Here is a 24,649-nt window from a genome sequence, read left to right on the forward strand (position 1 = left end):
ACCCATCCTACGGATTTATAAGATTTTTAGAGAGGGGCCGGGTAATGCGCTCGAGCAAAGTCATCCATGTGGTCAGCTGCCATGCCGAAGGTGAAGTCGGCGACGTCATCGTCGGCGGTGTCGCGCCACCACCCGGGGAGACCCTGTGGCAGCAGTCGCGCTGGATCGCGCAGGATGATTTCCTGCGCCACTTCGTGCTCAACGAACCGCGCGGCGGGGTGTTCCGCCACGTCAACCTGCTGGTGCCGGCGAAGGATCCGAAAGCGCAGATGGGCTGGATCATCATGGAACCCGCCGATGTGCCGCCGATGTCCGGCTCCAACTCGCTGTGCGTGGCCACCGTGCTGCTCGACAGCGGCATCCTGCCGATGACCGAGCCGCAGACCCGGCTGACCCTGGAAGCACCCGGCGGCCTGGTGGAAGTGGTCGCCGATTGTCGTGACGGCAAGGCCGAACGGGTCGAAGTGAAGAACGTCCCCTCCTTCGCCGACCAGCTCGACGCCTGGATCGAGGTGGAAGGCCTGGGTTCGCTGCAGGTCGATACCGCCTACGGTGGCGACAGCTTCGTCATCGCCGATGCGCGCCACCTGGGTTTCGCCATCCAGGCCGATGAAGCGGCCGACCTGGTCGCCGTGGGCCTGCGCATCACCCAGGCGGCCAACGAACAGCTCGGTTTCCTGCACCCGCTGAACCCGGACTGGCGCCATATCTCCTTCTGCCAGATCGCCGCCCCGGTGGTGCACGAGCACGGCATCGCCACAGGCGCCAATGCGGTGGTCATCCGCCCCGGCAAGATCGACCGTTCGCCCTGCGGCACCGGTTGTTCGGCGCGCATGGCGGTGCTGCATGCCAAGGGCCAGTTGGCGGTGGGCGAGCGCTTCATCGGCCGTTCGATCATCGGCTCCGAGTTCCATTGCCGCATCGACTCGCTGACCGAAGTCGCCGGCCGTCAGGCGATCTACCCCTGCCTGTCCGGCCGCGCGTGGATCACCGGCACTCACCAGCACCTGCTCGACCCGAGCGACCCCTGGCCGACGGGCTACCGCCTTTCGGACACCTGGCCGGTGGAACTGAAACTTTGATAGCTCGCATATGTAGGGTGGATGACGCTTTTTTCATCCACCGTAACGATTGCAGAGCGGTGGATGGGTGAAGCGTCATCCACCCTACTGCCTGAAAGTTTGAAATCCGCCGGTTCGCCGGCGCAATGAACCGGGCGTTACGCCCAACAACGGGAAAACGGACGGCCGACTACGGCTCTTTCCTTTCGTATACGAAATACCTTTACTCTGCCCAGGAGGCAACACCATGAGCAGCAACATCTTCACCGGCACCATCCCCGCCCTGATGACTCCCTGCACCGCCGAGCGCCAGCCAGACTTCGACGCCCTGGTGCGCAAGGGCCGCGAGCTGATCCAGGCCGGCATGAGCGCCGTGGTCTACTGCGGTTCCATGGGCGACTGGCCGTTGCTCACCGAGGCCCAACGCCAGGAAGGGGTGGCGCGCCTGGTCGCTGCCGGCATCCCGACCATCGTCGGCACCGGTGCGGTGAACAGTCGCGAAGCGGTGTCCCACGCCGCCCACGCCGCCAAGGTCGGCGCCCATGGCCTGATGGTCATCCCACGCGTCTTGTCCCGTGGCGCTTCGCCAGCCGCCCAGGAAGCGCACTTCGCCGCCATTCTCGAAGCGGCGCCGAAGCTGCCGGCGGTGATCTACAACAGCCCCTACTACGGCTTCGCCACCCGCGCCGAGCTGTTCTTCAAGCTGCGTCGCAAATACGCCAACCTGATCGGCTTCAAGGAATTCGGCGGCGCCGCCGACATGCGCTATGCCGCCGAGCACATCACCTCGCAGGATGACGAGGTGATTCTCATGGCCGGCGTCGATACCCAGGTGGTGCACGGCTTCGTCAATTGCGGTGCCACCGGCGCCATCACCGGTATCGGCAACGCCCTGCCGCGCGAAGTGCTGCAACTGGTCGAACTGAGCAAGCAGGCCGCCAAGGGCGACGCCGTTGCCCGCCGCCGCGCCCTGGAGCTGTCCGAGGCGCTGAACGTGCTGTCGTCCTTCGACGAAGGCACCGACCTGGTTCTCTACTACAAGCACCTGATGGTGCTGGGCGGCGACCAGGAATACACCCTGCACTTCAACGAAACCGATGTGCTCAGCGACGCCCAGCGCAACTACGCCGAGACCCAGTACCAGCTGTTCCGCCAGTGGTACGCCAACTGGTCGGTCGACGCCTGATCGCTGTACTTCGGCCGGGTGCTTCCAGCGCATCCGGCCGACCTGGTGCAGTGCATCAAGCTGTGCGATGCCATCGCCGGTCGCGGCGGCGAAGACCGCACCTGCCGGATGCCTGCCTGTAACAACCGCTACAGCTGCATGGATGCGGGAGGCCACCCTCCCGCTCTTTGGCTTCACCTGCCTTGCCTGACAAATGCGCAAGCCGCGCACCTGGCAAACACATAAAGACCAAGGGGAACAGGATGATCAACAAGACCACTCAGCTTTTCGCCGCCCTCGGCCTGGCGCTTTGCTGCGCCACCACCCAGGCGGCCAGCTACAGCTACTCGGTACCGACTTCAGTGCCGGAAGGCAGCTTCTTCTTCGACAACTTCCTCAAGCGTTTCGCCAGCAATGCCGCCCTGCTCACCGATGGCGAGGTGAAGATTCGTCCGGTCGGCGCCGGCGTGATCGTGCCGCCGTTCCAGGTCTATGAGTCGGTGCAGAACGGCGTGCTCAAGGCCGGCCATTCCACGCCCACCTACCTGGTCAACCAGGATCCGCTGAACAACGTGTTCGCCGGCTACCCGGGCGGCATGTCCGGCGAGGAAACCCTGGCCTGGCTGTACGAAGGCAACGGCCTCAAGTACTTGCAGGAATTCCGCCGCAAGAACATGGGCCTGCACAGCCTGGTAGTCGGTGTCGGCAGCACCGAGGTGCTCGCCCATGCCAACAAGAAGATCGAGAAACTCGAAGACTTCAAGGGCCTGAAATTCCGCACCGCCGGTGCCTGGGCCGAGGTGATACAGCAGGTCGGCGCATCGCCGACCGTGGTGCCGCCAGGCGAGATCTACACCCTGCTGCAGCGCAAGGGCGTGGACGCCGTGGAATGGGCCACCCCGGGGGCCAACCTGACCGAGGGCTTCCATGAAGTGGCGCCTTACCTGCTCACCCCCGGGGTGCATCAGCCATCGTTCGTCTGGGAATTCTTCATGACCGAAGAGAACTGGAACGCCATCGACGAGAAGACCCGCGCCAAGCTCGAAGCAGCGGCCAAGCTGACCACCCTGCAGAGCTACTTCCACTTCCTCGATAGCGACATGAAGGCCATGGATACCTACCGCAAGGCGGGTATCGAGATCATCGAGCTGGACAAGAGCATCACCGATGACCTGGCCCAGCGCGGCAATACGCTGATCGCCGAGAAACTCGAAGCGCGCAAGGCCGACGACATCGACGCCAAGGCCATCTTCAAGGACTACAGCGACTACCTGCAGCGCTGGTCGAACAATTCCTCCTATCTCTACAGACACTGATCGGTTGAGCCGACCGCCTGCGTGCGGTCGGCTCCAGGAGGCGTTATGAAAAACAGATGGTACAACTGGCCGGCGCAGTCACTGCTCGCCGTGGCCTCGAGCATGGCGTTGATCATGGTGCTGGTGATGATCTACGAAGTGTTCGCGCGCTATGCCCTCAACAGCCCGACACTCTGGGCCTTCGACATTTCCTACATGCTCAACGGCTGCATCTTCCTGCTCGGCTGCGCCTATGCGCTGAAGGAAGAAACCCATGTGCGTGTCGACTTCCTTTCCTCGCGGCTCAAGCCGGCCGTACAGCGCGGGCTCAACGCGGCCTTCTACCTGCTGGTGCTGGTGCCGACCATCGGCGGCCTGGCCTTCATCGCCAGTCGCCGTGCCTGGCACGCCTTCGTCACTGGCGAGGTCGAGCACGTCAGCCCCTGGGCACCGGTCATGTGGCCGTTCTACCTGGCCCTGGCGGTCGGCCTGGCGGGCCTGACCTACCAGCTCATCGTCGATGCCGTGCTGTTCATCGGCAACCGCAAGCAGCCCGGCTCCAAGGAACACTGACCGATGATGGAATACATACCCCTGCTGATGTTCGTCCTGCTGTTCCTGTTCATCTTCCTCGGCATCCCGGTGTCCTTCTCGCTGATCAGCGTGTCGTTCCTGTTCGGCATGCTGCTGTTCGGCGACAACATCCTGCAGCAGATGTACGGCTCGCTGTTGCAGGCCTCGACCAACTTCGCCCTCTCGGCCATTCCGCTGTTCGTGCTGATGGGCGCGATCCTCGAGCGCACCGGCCTGGCGCAGCGCCTGTTCAGTGCCCTGCAGCTGTGGCTCGGCGGCTTTTCCGGCGGCCTGGCGATTTCCTCGATGCTGATGTGCGGCATCTTCGCCGCCAGCTCCGGCGTGGTCGGCGCGGTGGAGATCGTGGTCGGCATGATGGCCATTCCGGCCATGTCCAAATACAACTACGACCGCGCGCTGATCTCCGGCACCATCTGCGGCGGCGGTTCGCTGGGGGCGATCATTCCGCCGTCGGTGATCGTCGTCGTGTATGCCTCGATGGCCCAGCTGTCGATCGGCCAGCTGTTCGCCGCCACCCTGTTCCCGGGGCTGCTGATGCTGGGCATGTTCCTGCTCTACATCATCGTCGTCTGCTGGCTGAAACCCTCGCTGGCGCCTGCCGTGCCGGAAATGAAGGCCACGCCGCTGGGCGAGAAGCTGAAGATCACCATCAGCGCACTGATCCCGCCGCTGCTGCTGATCTTCGCCGTGCTCGGCTCCATGCTGGCCGGCATTGCTTCGCCGACCGAGTCGGCGGCCGTGGGCGCCTTCGGCGCAGGGCTGCTGGCCGTGTGGTTCAGGGAGCTGAGCCTCACACGGCTGATCGAAGCCCTGGTCGCGACCATCAAGATCACCTCGATGATCATGCTGATCGTCGCCGGCGGCATCATGTTCACCGCCATCTTCGCGGCCAGCGGCGGCGGCTGGATGATCGGCGAGTTCATGGAAGAAATGAATTTCAGCCCCTACCTGCTAATCCTGATCCTCATGACCATGGTGTTCTTCGCCGGCATGGTGCTGGACTGGATCTCCCTGGTGCTGATCTTCGTGCCGATCTTCACCCCGCTGATAAAGGCCGCCGGCATCGACCCGGTGTGGTTCGCGGTGATGTTCATGGTGGTGGTGCAGACCTGCTACCTGACGCCGCCCCTGGCGCCCTCGGTGTTCTACCTCAAGTCCATCGCCCCACCCGGTTACGGCTACGGCGTGATGTACCGCGGCGTACTGCCCTTCATCGCCATTCAGCTGCTGCTGTTCCTGCTGATCCTGGCCATGCCCGGCATCGCCACCTGGTTGCCGAGGCAGCTGTTCTAGGAACCTGGCCTGCAGATGTTTCATGCACGACCAAAAAGGCACAAGCGGCCTTCGATCAAAAACGCTTGAGGCTGGAAAGCTGGACGAAAGAGCCTATGCGGTTTGCTTGTCGTTCAGCCTCCAGCCTTTAGCGCTCCTATCGGCCGTCCGGCAAGGGCTGACTGACTGCAGACTTGCGCAACTTATCAGACATCGTACAATCAAAACCTTTCCGTACGTATTCATACGTCCCAACAGGAGCTAACAATGCCCGCTACCATCGGCCACAACATCATCGGCGGCGCGTTCAGCGCAGCCGGCTCCGTCGTTCACAAGAGTCATGACGCCAGCACCGGCGAAGCCCTGTCCTACGATTTCATCCAGGCCACCCCCGAGGAAGTCGATGCCGCCGCCAAAGCCGCCGCTGCCGCTTACCCCGCTTACCGCAGCCTGCCGGCAGCCAGGCGCGCCGATTTCCTCGACGCCATCGCCGACCAGCTCGATGCCCTGGGTGACGAGTTCGTCGCCACCGTCTGCCGCGAAACCGCCCTGCCCAGCGCCCGTATCCAGGGCGAGCGGGGCCGCACCAGCGGCCAGATGCGCCTGTTCGCCAAGGTGTTGCGCCGCGGCGACTTCTTCGGCGCGCGCATCGACCGCGCCCTGCCGGATCGCCAGCCACTGCCGCGCCCGGATCTGCGTCAGTACCGCATCGGCCTCGGCCCGGTCGCCGTGTTCGGCGCCAGCAACTTCCCCCTGGCCTTCTCCACCGCCGGTGGCGACACCGCCGCGGCCCTGGCCGCTGGCTGCCCGGTGGTGTTCAAGGCCCACAGCGGCCATATGGCCACCGCCGCCTTCGTTGCCGAAGCCCTGCTGCGCGCCGCCGACAAGACCGGCATGCCCAAGGGCGTGTTCAACATGATCTACGGCAGTGGCGTCGGTGAGGCGCTGGTCAAGCATCCGTCCATCCAGGCCGTCGGCTTCACCGGTTCGCTGAAAGGTGGTCGCGCCCTGTGCGACATGGCCGCGGCGCGCCCGCAGCCGATTCCGGTGTTCGCCGAGATGAGCAGCATCAACCCGGTCATCCTGTTGCCCGAAGCCATCAAGGCCCGTGGCGAGAAAATCGCCGGCGAACTGGCTGGTTCGGTGGTCATGGGTTGTGGCCAGTTCTGCACCAACCCGGGCCTGGTGATCGGTATCCGTTCGCCGGAGTTCAGCGCCTTCCTCGAGGCCTTCACCGCCAAGATGGCCGAGCAGCCGCCGCAGACCATGCTCAACACCGGCACCCTGAAGAGCTACGTCAAAGGCCTGGAAGCGCTCGACGCCCATGCCGGTATCACCCACCTGACCGGCGCCAGGCAGGAAGGCAACCAGGCCCGCCCGCAACTGTTCAAGGCCGACGTCAGCCTGTTGCTGAACGGCGACGAGCTGCTGCAGGAAGAAGTCTTCGGCCCGACCACCATCGTCGTCGAAGTGGCCGACAAGGCCGAGCTACTGGCCGCCATCGATGGTCTGCACGGTCAGCTGACCGCCACCCTGATCAGCGAACCGGGCGACCTGGCTGGCGCCGGCGAGTTGTTCGCCCTGCTCGAGCAGAAGGTCGGCCGCGTGCTGTTCAACGGCTACCCGACCGGCGTGGAAGTCTGCGACGCCATGGTGCATGGCGGCCCGTACCCGGCGACCTCCGATGCCCGTGGCACCTCGGTGGGTACCCTGGCCATCGACCGCTTCCTGCGCCCGGTGTGCTACCAGAACTGCCCGGACGCGCTGCTGCCCGACGCCCTGAAGAACGCCAACCCGCTGGGCATCGCCCGCCTGGTGGATGGCGTCAGCAGCCGCGATGCGCTCTGAGGGGCAGCGGCAAGCTACAAGCCACAAGCCACAAGCCACAAGCGGCAAGTAAAAGCAGAAGGTAGCCCGGGTCGAGCGTAGCGACACCCGGGAGATGGTGCCCTGGGTATCGCTGCGCTCCACCCAGGCTACGGTTCGTGTCAGCCACGGGCAGCCGTCTGTTCGGTGGATCGGTCGGCTGAGGGCGAATCGCGCTTCGCCTCGGCGGGATGGCCGCAGGGATTTCACTTCAGGTAGCCCGGGTCGAGCGCAGCGACACCCGGGAGCTGGCGCCCTGGGTATCGCTGCGCTCCACCCAGGCTACGGTTCGCGTCAGCCACGGACAGCTGTCTGTTCGGTGGATCGGTCGGGCCGCGTCTGCGCCAGCGACTCGCGCTTCGCCTCGGCGAGCTGGCCGCAGGGATTTACACCTCCTTTACAACGGCCTGACGTCAGCTTGCGCAGGCTTTCCGATAATGCAACCTGCCCGACCGATCGACCGGGCCAGCGCATTTCTCGGAGTCCATGATGAAGTCATCCCACGCTCGCACTGCCATCGCCGCCTTGCTGCTGGCGGCCCTTTCCTTCAATGCCCTGGCCGGCCCCGGCGGGCCTGGGGGTGGACCTGGCGCCCGCCATGGCGGCCCCGGGCCGGGCTGGGGCGGGCCGGGGCCGCGTCAGGGCCACGGCTTGCCGGACTTCGCCCGGGAGCTGTGGATCGGCAGCGCCCTGTACTTCGTCGCGGCGGGCACCTATTACATGTGGAACGCCGACCGCAAACAGTACGTGGTGGTCGAAGCACCGCCGGTGGCCAGCACCGCACCGACGGCCAACTACAACGTCATCGCCTACCCGGCACAGGGGCAGAACGCCGACCTGCAGGCGCGTGATCGTTATGAATGCCACACCTGGGCGGTCAGCCAGAGCGGTTTCGATCCGGCCACCGCCACCAGCGCCCCGGCACCGAGCGCCACCGATTACTACCGGCGCGCCCTCGGCGCCTGCCTCAGCGGGCGTGGCTACAGCATCAACTGATCGCTCAGGCCAGCAGCGCCTTGAGATCGTCGTACAGCGCCTGGGGAATCTGCACCCCCTCGCTCAGGCTGCGGGCGCGCGCGTCGTAGCGCCGCTGCGACGGCAGGCGCGCGCCCTGGCCCTGGATGCTGTCGAACAGCGCTTCGGCCCTGGCCAGGTGTTGGTCGGTGGCGGCACCGAGAAAGCGCTGCGGATCGAGGGCGATGATCAGTTCGCCGTGATAAGGCGAGGATTTGCTGCCGGCGTCGTAAGCCAGCGACTCGGCACTGGTGAGGTCGCCGATCAGTGGGCCGGCGATCAGTTCGACCATGGCCGCCAGCGCCGAGCCCTTGTGCCCGCCGAAAGTGAGCATGGCGCCGTTCATCACCGCCTCGGCGTCGGTGCTGGGCCGGCCTTCGGCATCGATACCCCAGCCTTCGGGGATGGCCTTGCCGGCGCGCCGATGCAGCTCGATATCGCCACGGGCGATGGCACTGGTGGCGAAATCGAAAATGAACGGGTGCTTGCCCGCCCGCGGCCAGCCAAAGGCGATGGGATTGGTACCGAACACCGGCTTGCTGCCACCCGCCGGGGCCACCCAGGCATGGCTGGGGTTGCAGGCCAGCGCGACCAGCCCCGCGTCGGTGAGCTGTTCGATTTCCACCCACAGGGCGGAGAAGTGCACGCAACGGTTGATCGCCAGGGCGGCGATGCCATTCCCCCGGGCCTTCTCCTGCAGCAGCGGCAAGCCGGCCTGAAAGGCCAGCTGCGAGAAACCGCCACGGGCATCCACTCGCACGATCGAGGGCGCCTGGTCGATCACCTCGGGCTCGGCATCGGCCACCACCTTGCCGGCCTTGAGCGAACTGACGCAACCCAGCACCCGATAGAGGCCATGGGAGGCGCAGCCATCGCGCTCGCCAGCCAGCACCGTCGCGCTCACGGCGCGGGCCTGGGCCTCGCTGAAACCGTTGTGACGCATGATGGACAGCGCCAGTTCACCCGCCTCGGCCAGGGTCAGTCGAATCATAATCAGCTCCTTTCATGATGCCTCTACACTGGCGCCCGCCGCACGCGCTGGCTTGATGCCTTTGGTCGGCGTTCATGACGAATTCGGCACAGCGCGCAGGTGGTCCGGGCAGCCTGTCCCGAGAGCATGGCCGAGGCGCCGTGAAACGCGCTTCTACTCGCCGCCTGCGGCTTGTCGCTCGTGGCTGCCGGGCGCTGGCGCCTGTACCGGCGCCAGGCCCAGGGTGCGGTAGATCTGCACCCAGCGCAGGGCCACGTCGGTGCTGGCGCGCACCTGGTCGAGCTGGGTATCGAACTGGGTGCGCTGGGCATCCAGCACCTCGATCAGCGACACCGTGCCGGAATCGTATTGCCGCTGCGCCAGTTCGGTGGCGTTGGCGGCGGAACGCCCGGCGCCATCGAGCAGGCGCTGGCGCTCCAGGCCCTGGGCGTAGGCGGCGATGGCACTGCGCGTTTCCCGCAGGGCCTGGATCAGGGACGCCTGATAGGCCAGCCAGGCCTGCTCGCGGCGGGCGTCGCCGGCTTCGATGCCGGCACGGATACGCCCGAAGTCGAACAGCGGTTGCAGCGCCTGGGCGCTGAGCGTCCAGGCCGGCACGCCGACCCCCTGCTCGAAACCGACCAGCGCCCCCAGGGTCAGCTGTGGATAACGCAGCGCCTTGGCGGCATCCAGCTCGTGGTCGGCGGCGAGCAGGCGCAGTTCGGCGGCGCGCACATCGGCCCGGGCCCGCAGGCTGCTGGCCGGCAGCGCCAGCAAGGGCAGCAGTTGTTCGTCGTGCGGGGCGCTGGGCGTGGCCTGGCCGGCAAGAATCGCGTCGATGCGATCCTGCTGCGCATTGAGCAGATAGGCCAGATCGTAGCGCGCCGTAGCGGCACGCTCGCGGGCCTCGGGCACGGCGGCGCGGGTGATGGCGAGCTGGGTGTCGAGGCGCTCCACATCGAAACCGCTGGCGGTGCCCTGGTCGAAACGAACCCGGGTGATCCGGGCGATCTGCGCCTGACTGTCGGCCGCCTGCTGGGCGATCACTTCTTCGCGCTGGGCCAGGCGGTATTGCAGGTAGGTGCCGGCGACCTCGCCGATCAGGCTGACGCGCAACGCCTGATAGTCCGCATCGGCGGCGCGCAGGTTGGCCTCGGCGGCGCGCTCGATGGCGCTCAGGCGCCCGAACAGATCGAGCTCCCAGGCCAGGTCGAGGCCATAGAAGTAGTCCTCGTCATGGCCGTCTCTGGCGCTGCGGCCTTTCTCGTGGCGGCCGCTGACGTTGACGCTGGGCAACAGATCGCCCCGCGCCTGCCGGCGCAACGCACGCTGCTCGCGGATGCGCTGGGTCGCCGCGGCCAGATCCAGGTTGTCGCGCAGGGCCAGCTCGACCAGTTGGTTCAGCGCCGGATCGTCCAGGCTCCGCCACCAGGCCAGCGGCAGCCCGGCCAACGCCTGCGGCGGCAGTTCGGCCAGCGGTGGCGGCGTACGCCCGGCACAGGCCGACAGCAGCAGCAGGCACAGGCCGAGCAGCAGCCACAGGCGCTTCATGACGCCTCCTGCGCGGGGGCGGGCGCTTGCCGGCGACGCTGGATCAGGTAGTGGTCCAGGGTCAGGTACACCACCGGCGTGGTGAGCAGGGTCAGCAACTGGCTGAACAGCAGGCCGCCGACCACCGCCACGCCCAGCGGCTCGCGCAGTTCGGCGCCGGTGCCGAAGGCGAGCATCAGCGGTACGGCGCCGAACATCGCCGCCAGGGTGGTCATCAGGATCGGCCTAAAACGCGCCATGCAGGCCTGGTGGATGGCCTCGCGCGGGGCCAGGCCCTGGCGCTGGGCCTGCAGGGCGAAGTCGACCAGCAGGATGCCGTTCTTCTTGACGATGCCGATCAGCAGGATCAGCCCGATCAGCGCCATGATGGAAAAATCCAGGCCCCACAGCCAGAGCAGCAGCAGGGCGCCGATGCCGGCCGAGGGAATGGTCGAGAGGATGGTCAGCGGGTGCACGAAGCTCTCGTAGAGCACGCCGAGAATGATGTACACCGCCACCAGGGCGGCGAGGATCAGCAGCGGCTGCGAGGCCAGGGTCTGCTGGAAAGCCTGGGCGGCGCCGCTGAAACGCCCGCTGATGCTGGCCGGCATGCCAATGTCGCGCTCGATCTGGCGCAGCACCGCCACCGCGTCGCCCAGGGCCACGCCGGCGGCCAGGTTGAACGACAGGTTGGCCGACGGCAGCATGCCGCTGTGGTTGATGCTCACCGGCGCCGGCTGCTGCGCCTGCACGCTGGCGAAGGTGCTCAGCGGCACCAGTTGCCCGGTGGTCGGCGAGCGCAACTGGAACAGCTCCAGGCTCTGCACCCGCTGACGCTGGCTGCTGCTCAGCTCGAGTACCACCTGATACTGGTTGGCAGCGGTCTGGATCTCGTTGATGCGGCGTTGGCCGAAAGCGTCGTAGAGGGCGTCGTCGACATCGCTGGCGGAAAAGCCGTAGCGCGCCGCCGCATCGCGATCGATGCGTATCGGCGTCACCGAGGCATCGAACTGCAGGTCGTTGTTGACGTCGCGAAACAGTGGATGGGCCTGCAGCCGTTCGGTCAGCTGCGGCGTCCAGACGGCCAGTTCCTCCAGCGAGCGGCTGCGCAGCACGTACTGGTACTGGGCACGCGAGGCGCGCGAGCCGAGGTTGATGTCCTGGGCCGCGCGCAGGGTCACCCGCAGGTCGGGAATGGCGGCGAACTGCGGACGCAGGCGGTCGATGATCTGCTCCACCGTGGCGTCGCGGTCGTCGGGATCGCTGAGCACCACGGCCATGCCGCCGACGCTGTAGCTGCCGTCGTTGCCGATGTCGGCGTTGAAGGCGATCACGTCCGGATCGTTGCGCAGGATCTCCACCAACTGACGGTTCTTGGCGCGCATGGCCTCATAGGAAATGTCCGCCGAAGCCTGCACCGTGCCGTTCATGAAACCGGTGTCCTGCAGCGGGAAGAAGCCCTTGGGCATCAGGGCGAAACCGCCCACGCTGATGACGATGCAGGCGAAGAACACGCTCAGCGTGCTGCGCGGGTGATCCAGCGCCCACACCAGCGCGCGCTCGTAGCCGCGCAGCACCCGGCCCATCACCGGGCCTGGGCCGGTGTGGGCCGGTAGCGGGCGCATGAACAGCGCGGCCAGGGCCGGCGCCAGGGTCAGGCAGATCACCACGGAAATCAGGATGGCCGAGGTGGCGGCCAGGGCGAACTCGCGGAACAGCCGGCCGACGTAGCCACTCATGAAGAACAGCGGAATGAACACCGCCACCAGCGACAGGCTGATGGAGACCACGGTGAAGCCGATCTCGCGCACCCCGTCGAGCGCCGCCTGCATGCGCCCGGCGCCACGCTCGAGGTGGCGGTGGATGTTCTCCACCACGACGATGGCGTCGTCGACGATGAAGCCCACCGCGACGATGATCGCCACCAGGGTCAGGTTGTTCAGCGACAGGCCGAACAGCAGCATGGCGGCGCAGGCGCCGATCACCGAGGTGGCCAGCACCGAGAACACTACCAGGGTCGCCGACCACTGACGCAGGAACAACGCCATGATGCCGATCACCAGGCCCACGGCGATCAGCAGGGTCAGCTCCGCTTCGTGCAACGACGCGCGGATGGTGCGGGTGCGATCATTGAGCACCTTGACCTCGAGGTCGGCCGGCAGGCCTGCGGTGAGCTCGGGCAGGGCCGCGGTCACGGCTTCGGCGGTGGCCACGATGTTGGCGCCGGGCTGACGGCGTATGACCACCGCCACCCCCGGCTGGCCATTCGGCGTGGCCTGGGTATAGGCGTTTTCGGCACCGGCCACGACGCTGGCCACGTCGCCCAGGCGCACCGGCGCGCCGCCGCGATAAGCGACGATCAGTTCGGCATAGTCGCCGGGCTCGAACAACTGGCCGTTGCTGTCCAGGGTCGACAGGCGATGCTCGCCGACCAGCGCGCCGGTGGGCCGGTTGCCGCTGGCACGCTGCACCGCCGCGCGCACGTCGGCCAGGGTGACGCCGGCCGCCACCAGCGCCTCGGGCCGGGCCTGGATGCGGATCGCCGGCCGCTGCAGACCGTTGAGGCGGATCATGCCGACGCCCTCGATCTGGCTCAGTTGGCGGGCGATGGCGGATTCGGCGAGGTCGCTGACCTCGAAGGGCGAGAGCGTGGGCGAGGTCACCGCGAGAATCAGGATCGGCGTATCCGCCGGGTTGATCTTGCGCCACACCGGCAGTTCCGGCAGATCGTCCGGCAACCGCGACGACGCGGCGTTGATCGCCGCCTGGACTTCCTGGGCGGCGGCGTCGATGTCCTTGTCCAGATTGAACTGCAGGATCAGCTCGACCCGGCCGAGGGAACTGGTGGAAGTCATGTCGTCGACGCCGGGAATCGCGCTGAACTGCACCTCGAGCGGGGTGGCCACCGCCGACGCCATGGTTTCGGCGCTGGCGCCGGGCATCTGCGCGGTCACTTCGATGGTCGGCGCGTCCACCTCCGGCAGCGGCGCCACCGGCAGGCGGATGAAGGCGATCACCCCGCAGAGCACCAGGGCCAGGGACAGCAGCACGATGCCGATGGGGTGGCCGATGCACAGCGCGTAGAAACCGCGCGGCTGCATCAGCCCGCTCCCCCGGCCAGGGCGGGCGCGGCGTCGGCGGCCCTGACCTCGACCCCCTCGCGCAAGCGCGACTGGCCATCGATGACCACCTGATCACCCGCCTCGAGGCCTTCGACCACCGCCAGCGCATCGGTCTCATGCAGCACCTTCACCGCCACCGGCGCCGCCTTGCCGTCCTCGACCCGCCAGACGAAGGTGCCATCGGCGCGTTGACGAATCGCCTCCAGCGGCACCGACAGGACGTCGCGCAGGACGTCCGCCTGCAGGGTGACCACCACCGACTGGTCCGGCCACAGGCGCTCGTCGGCGTTGTCGAACAGCGCCTTGACGCGGATGGTGCCGGTGTCCAGGGCGACGCGGTTGTCGATCAGCGCCAGCCGGCCATCGGCGATCGCCTCGCCGCCATCCTCACGGAAGGCCCGCACCAGGGCCTGTTCAGGCGCCGCGAGCATACGCTGCAACTCTCCCAGGCGGCGCTGCGGCAGGGTCGCCTCGATGTCGATGGGGTCGAGCTGCACCACGGACAGCAGGCTGGTGGCGTCGCCGGCCCGGACCAGGCTGCCGGCATCGACGTTGCGGATGCCCAGGCGGCCGTCGATGGGTGAATGGATGGTGGTATAGGACAACTGCACCTGGGCCGCCGCCACCGCGGCCTCGCGTGTCGCCAGGGTCGCCTGCAGACGCGCCACCAGGGCTTTCTGCTGGTCGAGGGTCTGCGCCGGCGCGGCGCGCTCGCGCACCAGGTTCTGGTAGCGCTCCAGGTCGAGGCGGGCGATATCCAGTTCGGCGCGGGTCACGCCGCGTTCCGCGATGGCCTGGTTCAGGCTGGCGCGCAGGCTACGGTCGTCGATGCGCGCCAGCAGTTGCCCCTTGCGCACCCGCTGCCCTTCGGCCACCGGCAATTCGACCAGGGTGCCGTCGACCTGGGCACGGATCTCGATGCTGCGCTGGGCGCGTACCCGGCCGAGGGTGCGCAACAGCACCGCCACATCGCCGCGCGCCACCTCATGCAGCACCACGGGCACGGCGCTCGACACGCTGTCGGTAACGGGTTCGGCAGCGCGCAACCACCAGTAGGCCAGCGCGCCGAGCAATACGATCGGAACGATGAGCAGCGATGTTCGGGACAGGGACATGCCGTTTCTTCAAAGTGGGTGAACGGGTCGTACGTGGCCGGCGGTCGCGGAACACCGGCTGACGCTCGAAAGCATAACGTTGTAGCGGATTTCGCCCGTGATTTCGCCCTGGATTTGCCTAATTTACATAACCATGCGTTACAAAACCGTATCGCCAGCGCTTCAGCCGGTGACACCCGGCGCTGTCAGGGCGTACAGTCGCGAGCTGAAAAGGCCAGGCACTCCACAGGCAGACGATGCAAGAACGGCATACGGAAGACGTACGGATCGGGCAACTGCTCGCCTTCTACCGCAGCGCCTACCTGGCCGACAGCCGCGACCTGAACCTCGACGACCTCGGCAAACTGCCAAGCGAGCGCTGGGCCTGGCTCGACGGCCGCGAGGAGCTGGCCAGCGGTGCCTTGCCGCTGCTGGCCCTGGCCCCCGGCATCGGCGCCGAACTGGAGCGTCAGCAGCGCCTCTACCAACGCGAGCTGCAACTGGTCTATGGCGTGCTGCCGGTGTGCGGCCGCCTGGTCACTGGCGATGGCCCCTCCACGCCATTCTGCGCGCCCCTGGTTTACTACGAGGCGAGCCTGAGCAACGGCAGCGAAGGCGATGCCCACCTGCTGTCCATCGACACCGGCCAGCCGCAGGCCAACTGGCGGCTGTTGCGACAACTGCTGCGCGAGGACGGCGACGCCACGCTCGATGACCTGCCCCTGGCGGATGCGCCCATCGACGCCGTGGTCCTGGGCGACCTGCTCGCCTGGGTCGAACGCCATACCCGGGTTTCCGAGGTGCTGGCGGCGGCCGCCTTCCCGGCTCTGGAAAACGCCGAGTCGCTGGCCAAGGCGCTGCGCCGTCGCAGCCTGTCGTTGCGCGCCGGCGCCGCGGTCGCCCTGGTGCCCCGTGGCAGCGGCAGCCGTGGCATCACCCACGAATTGCAGCTGTTGCAGGAGGCCGACCAATGGTCGCCGCCGCTGCGCCAGTTGCTCGGCGCGCCGGCCACCGCCGCGACCCAGGGCGACAGCACGCCCCACGCCCTGCCCGCGCAACTCAGCGCGGCGCAGTGCCGGGCCCTGGCCAATGCCGCCCGCTACCCGCTGAGCCAGATAGCCGGCCCGCCGGGCACGGGCAAGAGCTACACCCTGGCGGCGCTGGCGCTGGATCGCTACCTGCATGGCGAAAGCGTCCTGCTGGTCAGCCGCAGCGAGCAGGCGGTGCGGGTCATCGCGCAGAAACTCAGCGACGATTTCGGCCTGCGCGACGCGGTGCTGGAAGGTTCCGGTCGCAGCCTGCAACAGAACCTGCGCGAGCGCCTGGGCAGCCTGCTGCAGGGCGAGCTGGAGAACGTCGAGCCAGGCACGGAAGAGCGGCAGAAGACCGCCCTGCGCGGCCTGATCCAGGAGGAACAGCGCCTGGCCACCGCCCTGCGCGTGCGCAGTGAGCGGGCGCTGCGCTGGAGCCGCCTGATTCTGCGCGCCGAACGCGGCGCCCTGGGCTTCTGGCGCCGCCACCTGCTGCTGCCCTGGGTACGGCGACGCATCCGTGGCAGCGTACGGCCCTGGGTGCTGCTCGATGAACTGCGCGAGTGCCAGCAACGCCGCGAACGGCTCAGCCGCGATTACCTCAATATCCGCCGCAACGCACAACTGCAGCACCTGCTGAGCAACGACCGGCAACTGTTCGTGCACTACAACCAGGCGATCCGGGCACGCCAGTCACAGCGCCAGCTGGCGCTGTTCGAAGACATCGACCCGGCGCGCCTGCTCGCCGCCTTTCCCATCTGGGTGATGACCCTGGACGAGCTGCACCGCCTGCTGCCGCTGCGTGCCGGTCTGTTCGACGTGATGGTCATGGACGAAGCCAGCCAGTGCGATATCGCCTCGGCGCTGCCCGCCTTCCAGCGCTGCCGCCGTGCGGTGATCAGCGGCGACGCGCGCCAGCTGCGCCACCTGTCGTTTCTCGCGCGCAGCCGCGAAGAGCAGTTGCTGCAGCGCGCCGGCCTGGACCCGGCGCAGCGCGAGCAATGGAGCTACCGCGACAACAGCGTGCTCGACCTGGCCGGCCTGCACCTGGCCAGCCAGACCGCGCTGACCTTTCTCGACGAACACTTCCGCAGCCGCCCGGCGCTGATCCGCTTCAGCAACGAGCAGTTCTACGAACGCCGTCTGCGGGTGATGAAGGAGCGTCCGCAACTGATCCGCTGCGACAGCCTGCAGTTGCAGCGCCTGCACGGCGAGCGCGGCGCCAATGGCGTCAACCAGGCCGAAGTGCAGCGTGTCCTGGAGCTGATCGACGAGCACCTGGAACGCTACGCCGACAGCCCGGTGAAACCCGCCATCGGCGTGCTGTCACCGTTTCGCGACCAGGTCGAAGCCATCCGCCAGCGCGTGGCCCGGCTCGACCTGCGGCAACTGCGCGAATTCCGTCTGCTGGTGGACACACCCTACGGCTTCCAGGGCGAGGAGCGCGACCTGATGATCATCAGCTTCGCCATCGATGCCCGCGCCTCCCAGGCCGCCATCTACCTGAACCGCCAGGATATGTTCAACGTCGCCGTCACCCGCGCCCGCGAGCGCCAGGTGCTGCTGTTCAGCGGTGACGAACGCCAGCTCGCTGCCGAGCACCTGCTGCGCCGCTACCTGGAAAGCATCGACCGCGACGCCCCGGCGCCTCCTCCCAGCGTCGAGCAGGACGCCTTCGAGCGCTCGCTGTGCAGCGCCCTGCAGGCCGAGGGCGTGCACACCTGGACGCGCTACCCGCTGGCCGGCCTGCTGCTGGACGTGTTCTGCCAACGTGGCGACAAGTGCCTGGCCATCGACCTGATCGGTTTTCCCGGGGAAGGCGAAGGCTTCCTCGAAGTGGAACGCTACCGCGTACTGGCCCGCGCCGGCCTGGAAACCGTACCGCTGAGCTACGGCCTGTGGGTACAGGAACCGGAGCTGACCCTGCAGGCGCTGCTGCAGCGGCTCTGATCGAACGATAGGGCTGACTGCGTGCTTCACTCCAGATCCTTCCAGGTCGTTCCACCCGGAAGCGAGAGTTCACTCCAGCAACAGGCCTTGCCTGTTCGAACCATCCATTTTTCTCCGAATATATGCTGCTCAGCCTGGGTCGCCTCCACACAGGCAAATGTCGATGGATTCTCTTTCTGTGCAAAACCCGGGTGTTAGAGTAATTCCAATAACAGGCCCAACTGCAACGAGTCGATGATGGATTTCAACCGTACAGAAGCCAAGATTACGGTGGCGAAGCTCATCGAACTGGCCTATTCGACGGACAAGGGATTGATGACCCGGATAATGGCCAAGATTGGTCGTCGATCAGGAGGGCAATGCAGTGCTTTCTGGCTCAGCCGGAGTGTTGAGGTTCAGCGCATCCCCCGCATTGGCGAGTATCGGCATTCATCTGCAACGGATCTCGGTGAGTTTCGTGAACAGGGATGGCGGAAAGGTTGGATACAGTGCAACGTTCAACCTTGAAGTGATCAGCATCACTGTCATGGATGAATTCGATCTGGAGGCACTTATCACTGCCTGCTCCGGGCTGCTTTGCCAAGCAGCCAGGGTAATGAAGGGCCGCCACAAGGCTTATGAACGGGAACTCGAGCGAATCATGATGGGGCGGTGAGATGAAGACAGCGATTCTGTTCTGCCTGGTTTTCCTGGCGGCGTGCGCTTCATCCTCAGGTGCGGGGCGCACACTGTTCGAACTGTATGAGGATTACGTACAAGCAACCAATGCCGGGAATGTAGCCTTGCTGGCCCCCCGTTACTTCAGTCCCCGACTGATAGAGGGCAAGAATCTGGATTCGCCCGGGATCAAGAGCCAGCTCCTGTTCAAGGAGCGGATGGTCACGATCCGCAACCACTTGGAACGCAAGATGCCTGCAGGCGGTTGTCTAACGATCAACGGTCATGACGAGGAACGCATGCCGATCGCCTTCGACATCGCTTATAGCCGAGGCGACAACAGCTATCTGATCAGCCAGGTGGCTGTTTCCTACCTCAACGACGAGGCGGACTTCAGTGATACCGCCAGGTGTCCTGACGAACCGGACAGCACGGCGCATTGAGTGCGGTAACACCCGGGTCAACCGTTCAAAGCCTTCGCGCGCGGCACAGCACCCCTCGGCTTCGGCGTCAGTGTAGCCTGTCGAACCACGCTCTTTTCAGAAGCTGCGGCCCAGGTTCAGGTACAGCGCCTTCTCGTCCTCGTCGTTGAAGCCGTAGCTGAAGTTCAGCGGGCCCAGGGGCGTTTCGTAGCCGAGGAAGATGCTCGCCGCGTTGATGTAGCCGCTGTCGAAGGCGTTGTCGTTGTTCCAGGCACGACCGCGCTCCAGCGAGGCGCCGAAGTACAGCGGGAAATCCAGGGGCAGGAACGAGCGCGGGGTCATGCGCCGGTAGTACACCAGGCGGCCGAGGCTGACGTTCTGCCCGGCCAGGGCGTCCTGGCGGAAACCGGACAACTGCCGCGCGCCGCCGAGCAGGAAGCTCGAGGTGACCACTTCGGCATCGTCCAGGGTGCGCCCGTAACGACCGCCGAGCACCCAGGTGTTGGGGCCGTGGCTGAGGGCCTTGTCCAGAGTCAGCTCCCACTGCCGATAACGGTCGTCGGCGCCCAGGCTGGCGTCGTACTGGCGCAGGTGCAGGCCGATCTCTTCGCCCTCGTGGGGAAAGTCGACGTTGTCCAGGGTATCGAAGGAGTACTTCAGCTCATAGAAGCCCTCGCTGAAGCTGAAACTCGGCAGATCGCGCTCGCCGATACGCACCTCGGCATCGCCCCGGGCCTGGCCGATGCCGAAGCGCAGCTCACCGTTGTTGGCGATCTGCCGGCCGAGATTGAAGCCGTAGCCGTAGCGACGCAGGCGATATTCGGCGATCGGATCGTTGTCCAGCACCGCCTCGACGTTCTGCGCCTCGCCATACAGGTTGGGCGCGACGAACCAGCGCGAGCCGACGTCCAATGGCTGGTAGAACTCGCTGTACAGCTCCTGCCGGTCGCCCAGCTGCAGGCGCGTCAACCACTCGGCGCCGAGGCGGTTGATGCCGTTCTTGCGGTAGCTGGCACCGAGGTTGAAAACGCTGTCGCCGTTGAAGTCGTCGGACAGGTTCAGGCCCAGGCGCAGGTAGTCGGTGCCGGTGCGTTTCTCCCGGGCATCGATGACCAGGGTGTTTTCGTCTTCGCCGCTGACCACCCGGTATTCCACCCGCTCGAAATAGTCGAGGCCGTACAGCGTGCCCATGTCGCGCTGCAGGCGGGTCATGTCCAGGGGTTCGCCGAGCGGCTGGCGGATGTAGTTGCGGATCACCTCGTCGCCGACCTTGGAGTCGTTCTCGACGCGGATGGCGTTGATCACCGGGGTCCGTTGCTCGGCGCTGCGCGCCAGGCTCAGGGCCGGGTTGCCGGCGCCGCTACGGCGCAGCTGCGCCAGGCGCGGCTGCAGCGCCTGGGCAGCTTGGTAACCGGCGTCGATCATGGCCTCGGCGCGGCCGAAATCGGTGACGCCGAACTGCGCCATGGGCGGTTGCACCAGCACGTCGGCGTCGCTCAGGGTGGCCAGCTGCTCCTCGGAATTGCGCCGGGTCATCATGGTGATCGACTGGTTCAGCACGTCGACCACGGTGAGCAGATCCTTGCGCGGCTTCAGCGGGGTACCGATATCGACCACGATCACCCGGTCGACGCCCATGCCGCGGGCCACGTCCACCGGGATGTTGTCGACCATACCGCCATCGACCAGCAAGCGGCCGTCCAGTTCGACCGGGGCGAACACCGCCGGGATCGACATGCTGGCGCGGATCACCTGGGGCAGGTGGCCGCTGCTGAAGATCACCTTCTCGTCGTTGGCGATGTCGGTAGCCACGGCGCGAAAGGGAATCGGCAGGCGGTCGAAATCACGGATATCGCTGCTGCGCACCAGCAGGCGTTCGAGCAGCAGCGCCAGGTTCTGGCCCTGGATCACCCCCAGCGGCAGACCCAGGCTGCCGTCGTCACGAAAACTCAGGCGCTGCTTGATGAGAAAGTCGCGGTCGTCCTGCTTGCGCCGGAACGGCACATCGGGGCGCGGCGGCGCATCGGACAGCACCTGCTGCCAGTCCAGGGTGAGGGCCACCTCCTCGAGTTCGGCGATGCTGTAGCCGGAAGCGTACAGACTGCCGATCACTGCGCCCATGCTGGTGCCGGCGATGGCATCGATGCGTATACCCTGCTCTTCCAGCGCCTTGAGCACACCGATATGGGCCAGCCCGCGAGCGGCACCGCCGGACAGCACCAGGCCGACCTTCGGCTGGGCGGGCTGGGCGACAACGAGCAGCGGACAAAGCAGAAGCAGCACGAAAAGCAGACGACGCATGGCACGACCCTGGCAGTGGCGGGCGGAACGAGGTCGCCATTATACGAGCCCGCCGCCAGGGTCTGCCCGATCAGTGCATCAGCCGCCGTGTCGACTCGCCGGCGAAGGGGTCGCAGTAGCTGGCGAGTTCACTCTGCAGGCGACGGTTCTCGCCATACAGCTCGATGGCCCGTCGGTAGCGCATGCGCTGCTGATCGAGCAGCTTGCGCCGGGCCTTGACCATGCTGTTTTCCGGTGCATCCACGTGGTGAGCCATGGGTGGTCTCCAGGTTGAATAACGGGAGACCAGAGTCGGCCAGGGCCATGACGGTTTGAGGGCGCCAGGATGACGCGGGCGTGAATGTTCCAGAGCTCGCGAAGCAGAGAGCCGGTCGATGAGGCGCTATAAGGCGGAAGCGGACGGCCGATAAGGGCGCTTGAGGCTGGAAAGCTGGACGAAAGAGCCTGTGCGGTTTGCTTGTCGTTCAGCCTCCAGCCTCAAGCGCTTTTGATCGAAGGCCGAAGGCCGCTTCCGCCTTTTTCCGGCCATCCACCGGGGCCGTTCAGAGCGCGGAGGGGTCGTCGCTGTTCTTGATCGACTTGGGCGACAGGCGCAGGCTGCGCAGGCTGCGCTTGACGCTCTTGAGGTGGTTGACCAGGCTCGGCCCGCGGGCCATGGCCACGCCCATCGCCAGCACGTCGATCACCACCAGGTGGGCGATGCGCGAGGTCAGCGGGGTGTAGATCTCGGTGTCCTCCTGCACGTCGATGGCCAGGTTGACCGTGGACAGATCGGCCAATGGCGTCTGCCCCGGGCACAGGGTGATCAGCGAGGCGCCGGTCTCGCGCACCAGGTTGGCGGTGATCAGCAGGTCCTTGGAGCGGCCGGACTGCGAGATGCACACGGCCACGTCGGTGGGCTTGAGGGTCACCGCGGACATCGCCTGCATGTGCGGATCGGAGTAGGCGGCGGCATTGAGCAACAGGCGGAAGAACTTGTGCTGGGCGTCGGCGGCCACCGCGCCGGAGGCGCCGAAGCCATAGAACTCGATACGCTGGGCCTGGGCACACAGGGCGATGGCGCGTTGCAGGGCATCGGCGTCGAGCTTCTCGCGCAGCTCGATCAGGGTGTGCAGGGTGGTATCGAAGATCTTCAGGCTGAAATCGGCGACCGAGTCGTCCTCGTGGATGGCGAACTGCCCGAAGCTGGCGCCCGCCGCCAGGCTCTGCGCCAGCTTGAGCTTGAGGTCCTGGAAGCCGCTGCAGCCGATGGCCCGGCAGAAGCGCACGATGGTCGGCTCGCTGATACCCACCGAGTGAGCCAGCTCGGCCATGGAACTGTGCATCACGGCGGCCGGGTCGAGCAGCACATGATCGGCCACCTTGAGTTCCGATTTACGTAGCAGGTGACGTGACTGGGCAATGTGCTGCAACAAATTCACAGGCATGGGCTCGACTGAAAGGTAACGAATGCACCGGGTAGCCTTATTACGAGTCGCGACTCGGTTATGATCGGGGTACGCCGGGTTGTAGTGTTCTTGTAGTTATACTACAAGGCTGGCGCCCTCGCACGGACAAACCGAGTCGGAGTTCCAATTTTGAGTATTTCCTGTGACATCCTGGTATTTGGTGGCACGGGCGATCTGGCCCTGCACAAATTGCTGCCGGCGCTCTACCACCTGCATCGCGGCGGCCGTCTGCACACCGCCACGCGCATCCTCGCCCTGGCCCGCGGCAATCACAGCCGCGAGGCCTACCAGGCGCTCGCCGAACGCCGTTGCCGCGCCCAGGTGGCCCGCAGCGACTTCGACGACGCGACCTGGCGCAGCTTCGCCGAGCGCCTCGACTACTTCGCCATGGATGCTTCGCAGAGCGCCGATTTCGGGCGCCTGGGCAAACGCCTGGGCGACGACGCCGAACGGGTGCGGGTGTATTACCTGGCCACCGCTCCGGATCTGTTCGAGGCCATCGCTTCGCACCTGCGCATCGCCGGTCTGGCCGGCGCCAAGGCCCGCATCGTGCTGGAAAAACCCATCGGCCATTCCCTGGAATCCGCCCGGGCGATCAACGCCGCCATCGGCGCGGTGTTCGACGAATCGCGGGTGTTTCGCATCGACCACTACCTGGGCAAGGAAACCGTGCAGAACCTGATGGCGCTGCGCTTCGCCAACGCCCTGTTCGAACCGGTGTGGCGCGCCGGACATATCGACCACGTGCAGATCAGCGTCTGCGAGACCCTCGGCGTGGAAAACCGCGGCGCCTACTACGACCAGGCCGGCGCCATGCGCGACATGATCCAGAACCACCTGCTGCAACTGCTCTGCCTGGTCGCCATGGAAGCCCCGGTGCGCTTCGATGCCGAGGCGGTGCGCAACGAGAAGGTGAAGATTCTCGAGGCCCTCAAACCCATCTGCGGCCTCGACGTGCGCGACAAGACCGTGCGTGGCCAGTACACCGCCGGCAAGATCGGCGGCCAGGAAGTGCCCGCCTACTACTTCGAGAAGAACGTCGACAACGACAGCGACACCGAGACCCTGGTCGCGGTGCAGGCCGAGATCGACAACTGGCGCTGGGCCGGCGTGCCGTTCTACCTGCGCACCGGCAAACGCCTGGCCCGCAAGACGTCGGAAATCCTCATCCAGTTCAAGCCGGTGCCGCACCACCTGTTCGGCAATGGCGAAGCCAACCGCCTGCTGATCCGCCTGCAGCCGGAGGAACGCATCAGCCTGCAGCTGATGGCCAAGAACCCTGGCAAGGGCATGCACCTGCAACCGGTGGAGCTGGATCTGAACCTGGCCGACGCCTTCAACAAGCAGCGCCGCTGGGATGCCTACGAGCGCCTGTTGCTCGACGTCATCGAAGGCGACTCGACCCTGTTCATGCGCCGCGACGAGGTGGAGGCCGCGTGGCACTGGATCGACCCGATCATCGAGGGCTGGCAACAGCACTACCAGCGCCCGCGCCCCTATGCGGCCGGCAGCAACGGGCCGGAGCAGTTGCAGAGCCTGCTCGAACGCCATGACCGCGCCTGGAACGAATAAGGCTGGAAGAAAGTGGCAAGCTGCAAGCCATAAGCGGCAAGCAAAGCGACGCTCCTGGGCGGGCAACGTCTACCGCCGTTCCGCTGTGGGAGCCGCGACCCCGCGGCGAATGGCGGCCGTGACGCGGTTTCAGGGAATGGCCACGATCGATTCGCGCCGAGGGCGACGCGCCTACACGGATCACATCTGCCGCGCTCCGCTGTGGGAGCCGCGACCCCGCGGCGAATGGCGGCCGTGACGCGGTTTCGGGGAATGGCCACAATCGATTCGCGCCGAGGGCGACGC

At 66.3% G+C, this 24,649-nt stretch carries 19 protein-coding genes; 12 read left to right on the forward strand and 7 right to left on the reverse strand.

Annotation, left to right across the window (positions count from 1 at the left end):
• Positions 1–44: 44 nt before the first annotated feature.
• From DNK34_RS23210 to DNK34_RS23240, 7 genes are all read left to right on the forward strand, one after another.
• Entirely contained in the window at positions 45–1,082 is a 1,038-nt protein-coding gene (locus tag DNK34_RS23210; RefSeq protein ID WP_131177027.1) for a trans-3-hydroxy-L-proline dehydratase, read from the forward strand.
• A gap of 226 nt (positions 1,083–1,308) precedes the next feature.
• The gene (locus tag DNK34_RS23215; RefSeq protein WP_131177026.1) at positions 1,309–2,247 is read left to right on the forward strand and encodes a dihydrodipicolinate synthase family protein; all 939 of its coding nucleotides are present in this window, start codon (positions 1,309–1,311) and stop codon (positions 2,245–2,247) included.
• A gap of 242 nt (positions 2,248–2,489) precedes the next feature.
• Complete coding sequence (gene dctP / locus DNK34_RS23220; protein WP_131177025.1) at positions 2,490–3,542, forward strand: TRAP transporter substrate-binding protein DctP; 1,053 nt, start codon at positions 2,490–2,492, stop codon at positions 3,540–3,542.
• Between the two features lie 45 nt (positions 3,543–3,587).
• A complete protein-coding gene (locus DNK34_RS23225) occupies positions 3,588–4,094 on the forward strand; it encodes a TRAP transporter small permease subunit (RefSeq protein WP_131177024.1) in 507 nt (168 codons plus the stop codon).
• Positions 4,095–4,097: 3 nt separating this feature from the next.
• Positions 4,098–5,408 (forward strand): TRAP transporter large permease, encoded by a 1,311-nt coding sequence (locus tag DNK34_RS23230; RefSeq protein WP_131177023.1) that lies wholly within the window; start codon positions 4,098–4,100, stop codon positions 5,406–5,408.
• Between the two features lie 246 nt (positions 5,409–5,654).
• Positions 5,655–7,235 carry an aldehyde dehydrogenase (NADP(+)) gene (locus DNK34_RS23235; protein WP_131177022.1) on the forward strand — a complete coding sequence of 527 codons (1,581 nt, stop codon included), beginning with the start codon at positions 5,655–5,657 and terminating at the stop codon, positions 7,233–7,235.
• Between the two features lie 507 nt (positions 7,236–7,742).
• Positions 7,743–8,249 carry a hypothetical protein gene (locus DNK34_RS23240; protein ID WP_131177021.1) on the forward strand — a complete coding sequence of 169 codons (507 nt, stop codon included), beginning with the start codon at positions 7,743–7,745 and terminating at the stop codon, positions 8,247–8,249.
• Between the two features lie 4 nt (positions 8,250–8,253).
• Here the strand turns inward: DNK34_RS23240 and DNK34_RS23245 are convergent, their stop codons facing one another.
• From DNK34_RS23245 to DNK34_RS23260, 4 genes are all read right to left on the reverse strand, one after another.
• Positions 8,254–9,258: an Ldh family oxidoreductase gene (locus tag DNK34_RS23245; protein ID WP_131177020.1), complete on the reverse strand. Its 1,005-nt coding sequence runs from the start codon at positions 9,256–9,258 to the stop codon at positions 8,254–8,256.
• A gap of 153 nt (positions 9,259–9,411) precedes the next feature.
• Positions 9,412–10,788, reverse strand: coding sequence for a TolC family protein (locus DNK34_RS23250; RefSeq protein WP_131177019.1), 1,377 nt, complete (start codon positions 10,786–10,788; stop codon positions 9,412–9,414).
• Positions 10,785–13,868 (reverse strand): efflux RND transporter permease subunit, encoded by a 3,084-nt coding sequence (locus DNK34_RS23255; protein WP_131177018.1) that lies wholly within the window; start codon positions 13,866–13,868, stop codon positions 10,785–10,787. Before DNK34_RS23255 ends, DNK34_RS23250 begins: the two co-directional genes overlap by 4 nt.
• On the reverse strand, positions 13,868–15,004 hold the full coding sequence (locus tag DNK34_RS23260) for an efflux RND transporter periplasmic adaptor subunit (protein ID WP_131177017.1): 1,137 nt from the start codon (positions 15,002–15,004) through the stop codon (positions 13,868–13,870). The genes DNK34_RS23255 and DNK34_RS23260 overlap by 1 nt, the downstream gene beginning before the upstream one ends.
• 236 nt (positions 15,005–15,240) lie before the next feature.
• Here DNK34_RS23260 and DNK34_RS23265 point away from each other — a divergent pair, with 236 nt between their 5' ends.
• From DNK34_RS23265 to DNK34_RS23275, 4 genes are all read left to right on the forward strand, one after another.
• Positions 15,241–17,964: a DEAD/DEAH box helicase gene (locus tag DNK34_RS23265; RefSeq protein WP_131177016.1), complete on the forward strand. Its 2,724-nt coding sequence runs from the start codon at positions 15,241–15,243 to the stop codon at positions 17,962–17,964.
• A gap of 237 nt (positions 17,965–18,201) precedes the next feature.
• Positions 18,202–18,471 carry a hypothetical protein gene (locus tag DNK34_RS23270; protein ID WP_131177015.1) on the forward strand — a complete coding sequence of 90 codons (270 nt, stop codon included), beginning with the start codon at positions 18,202–18,204 and terminating at the stop codon, positions 18,469–18,471.
• Positions 18,472–18,490: 19 nt separating this feature from the next.
• Positions 18,491–18,619 (forward strand): hypothetical protein, encoded by a 129-nt coding sequence (locus DNK34_RS25895; RefSeq protein ID WP_278248886.1) that lies wholly within the window; start codon positions 18,491–18,493, stop codon positions 18,617–18,619.
• A 1-nt stretch (position 18,620) separates the two neighbouring features.
• Positions 18,621–19,064: a hypothetical protein gene (locus DNK34_RS23275; RefSeq protein WP_131177014.1), complete on the forward strand. Its 444-nt coding sequence runs from the start codon at positions 18,621–18,623 to the stop codon at positions 19,062–19,064.
• Positions 19,065–19,160: 96 nt separating this feature from the next.
• Here DNK34_RS23275 and DNK34_RS23280 read toward each other — a convergent pair whose 3' ends face one another.
• The 3 genes from DNK34_RS23280 to hexR all read right to left on the reverse strand — a co-directional run bounded on the left by DNK34_RS23280 (position 19,161) and on the right by hexR (position 22,765).
• A complete protein-coding gene (locus DNK34_RS23280) occupies positions 19,161–21,344 on the reverse strand; it encodes a patatin-like phospholipase family protein (protein WP_131177013.1) in 2,184 nt (727 codons plus the stop codon).
• 70 nt (positions 21,345–21,414) lie between these two features.
• Positions 21,415–21,600: a PA3496 family putative envelope integrity protein gene (locus tag DNK34_RS23285; protein ID WP_131177012.1), complete on the reverse strand. Its 186-nt coding sequence runs from the start codon at positions 21,598–21,600 to the stop codon at positions 21,415–21,417.
• Positions 21,601–21,886: 286 nt separating this feature from the next.
• The gene (gene hexR, locus DNK34_RS23290) at positions 21,887–22,765 is read right to left on the reverse strand and encodes a transcriptional regulator HexR (RefSeq protein ID WP_131177050.1); all 879 of its coding nucleotides are present in this window, start codon (positions 22,763–22,765) and stop codon (positions 21,887–21,889) included.
• 156 nt (positions 22,766–22,921) lie between these two features.
• Here hexR and zwf point away from each other — a divergent pair, with 156 nt between their 5' ends.
• Positions 22,922–24,364, forward strand: coding sequence for a glucose-6-phosphate dehydrogenase (zwf, locus tag DNK34_RS23295; RefSeq protein ID WP_131177011.1), 1,443 nt, complete (start codon positions 22,922–22,924; stop codon positions 24,362–24,364).
• Positions 24,365–24,649: the final 285 nt, after the last annotated feature.

Origin of the sequence: Phytopseudomonas dryadis (assembly GCF_004327355.1) — a bacterium.
Lineage (GTDB): Bacteria > Pseudomonadota > Gammaproteobacteria > Pseudomonadales > Pseudomonadaceae > Aquipseudomonas > Aquipseudomonas dryadis.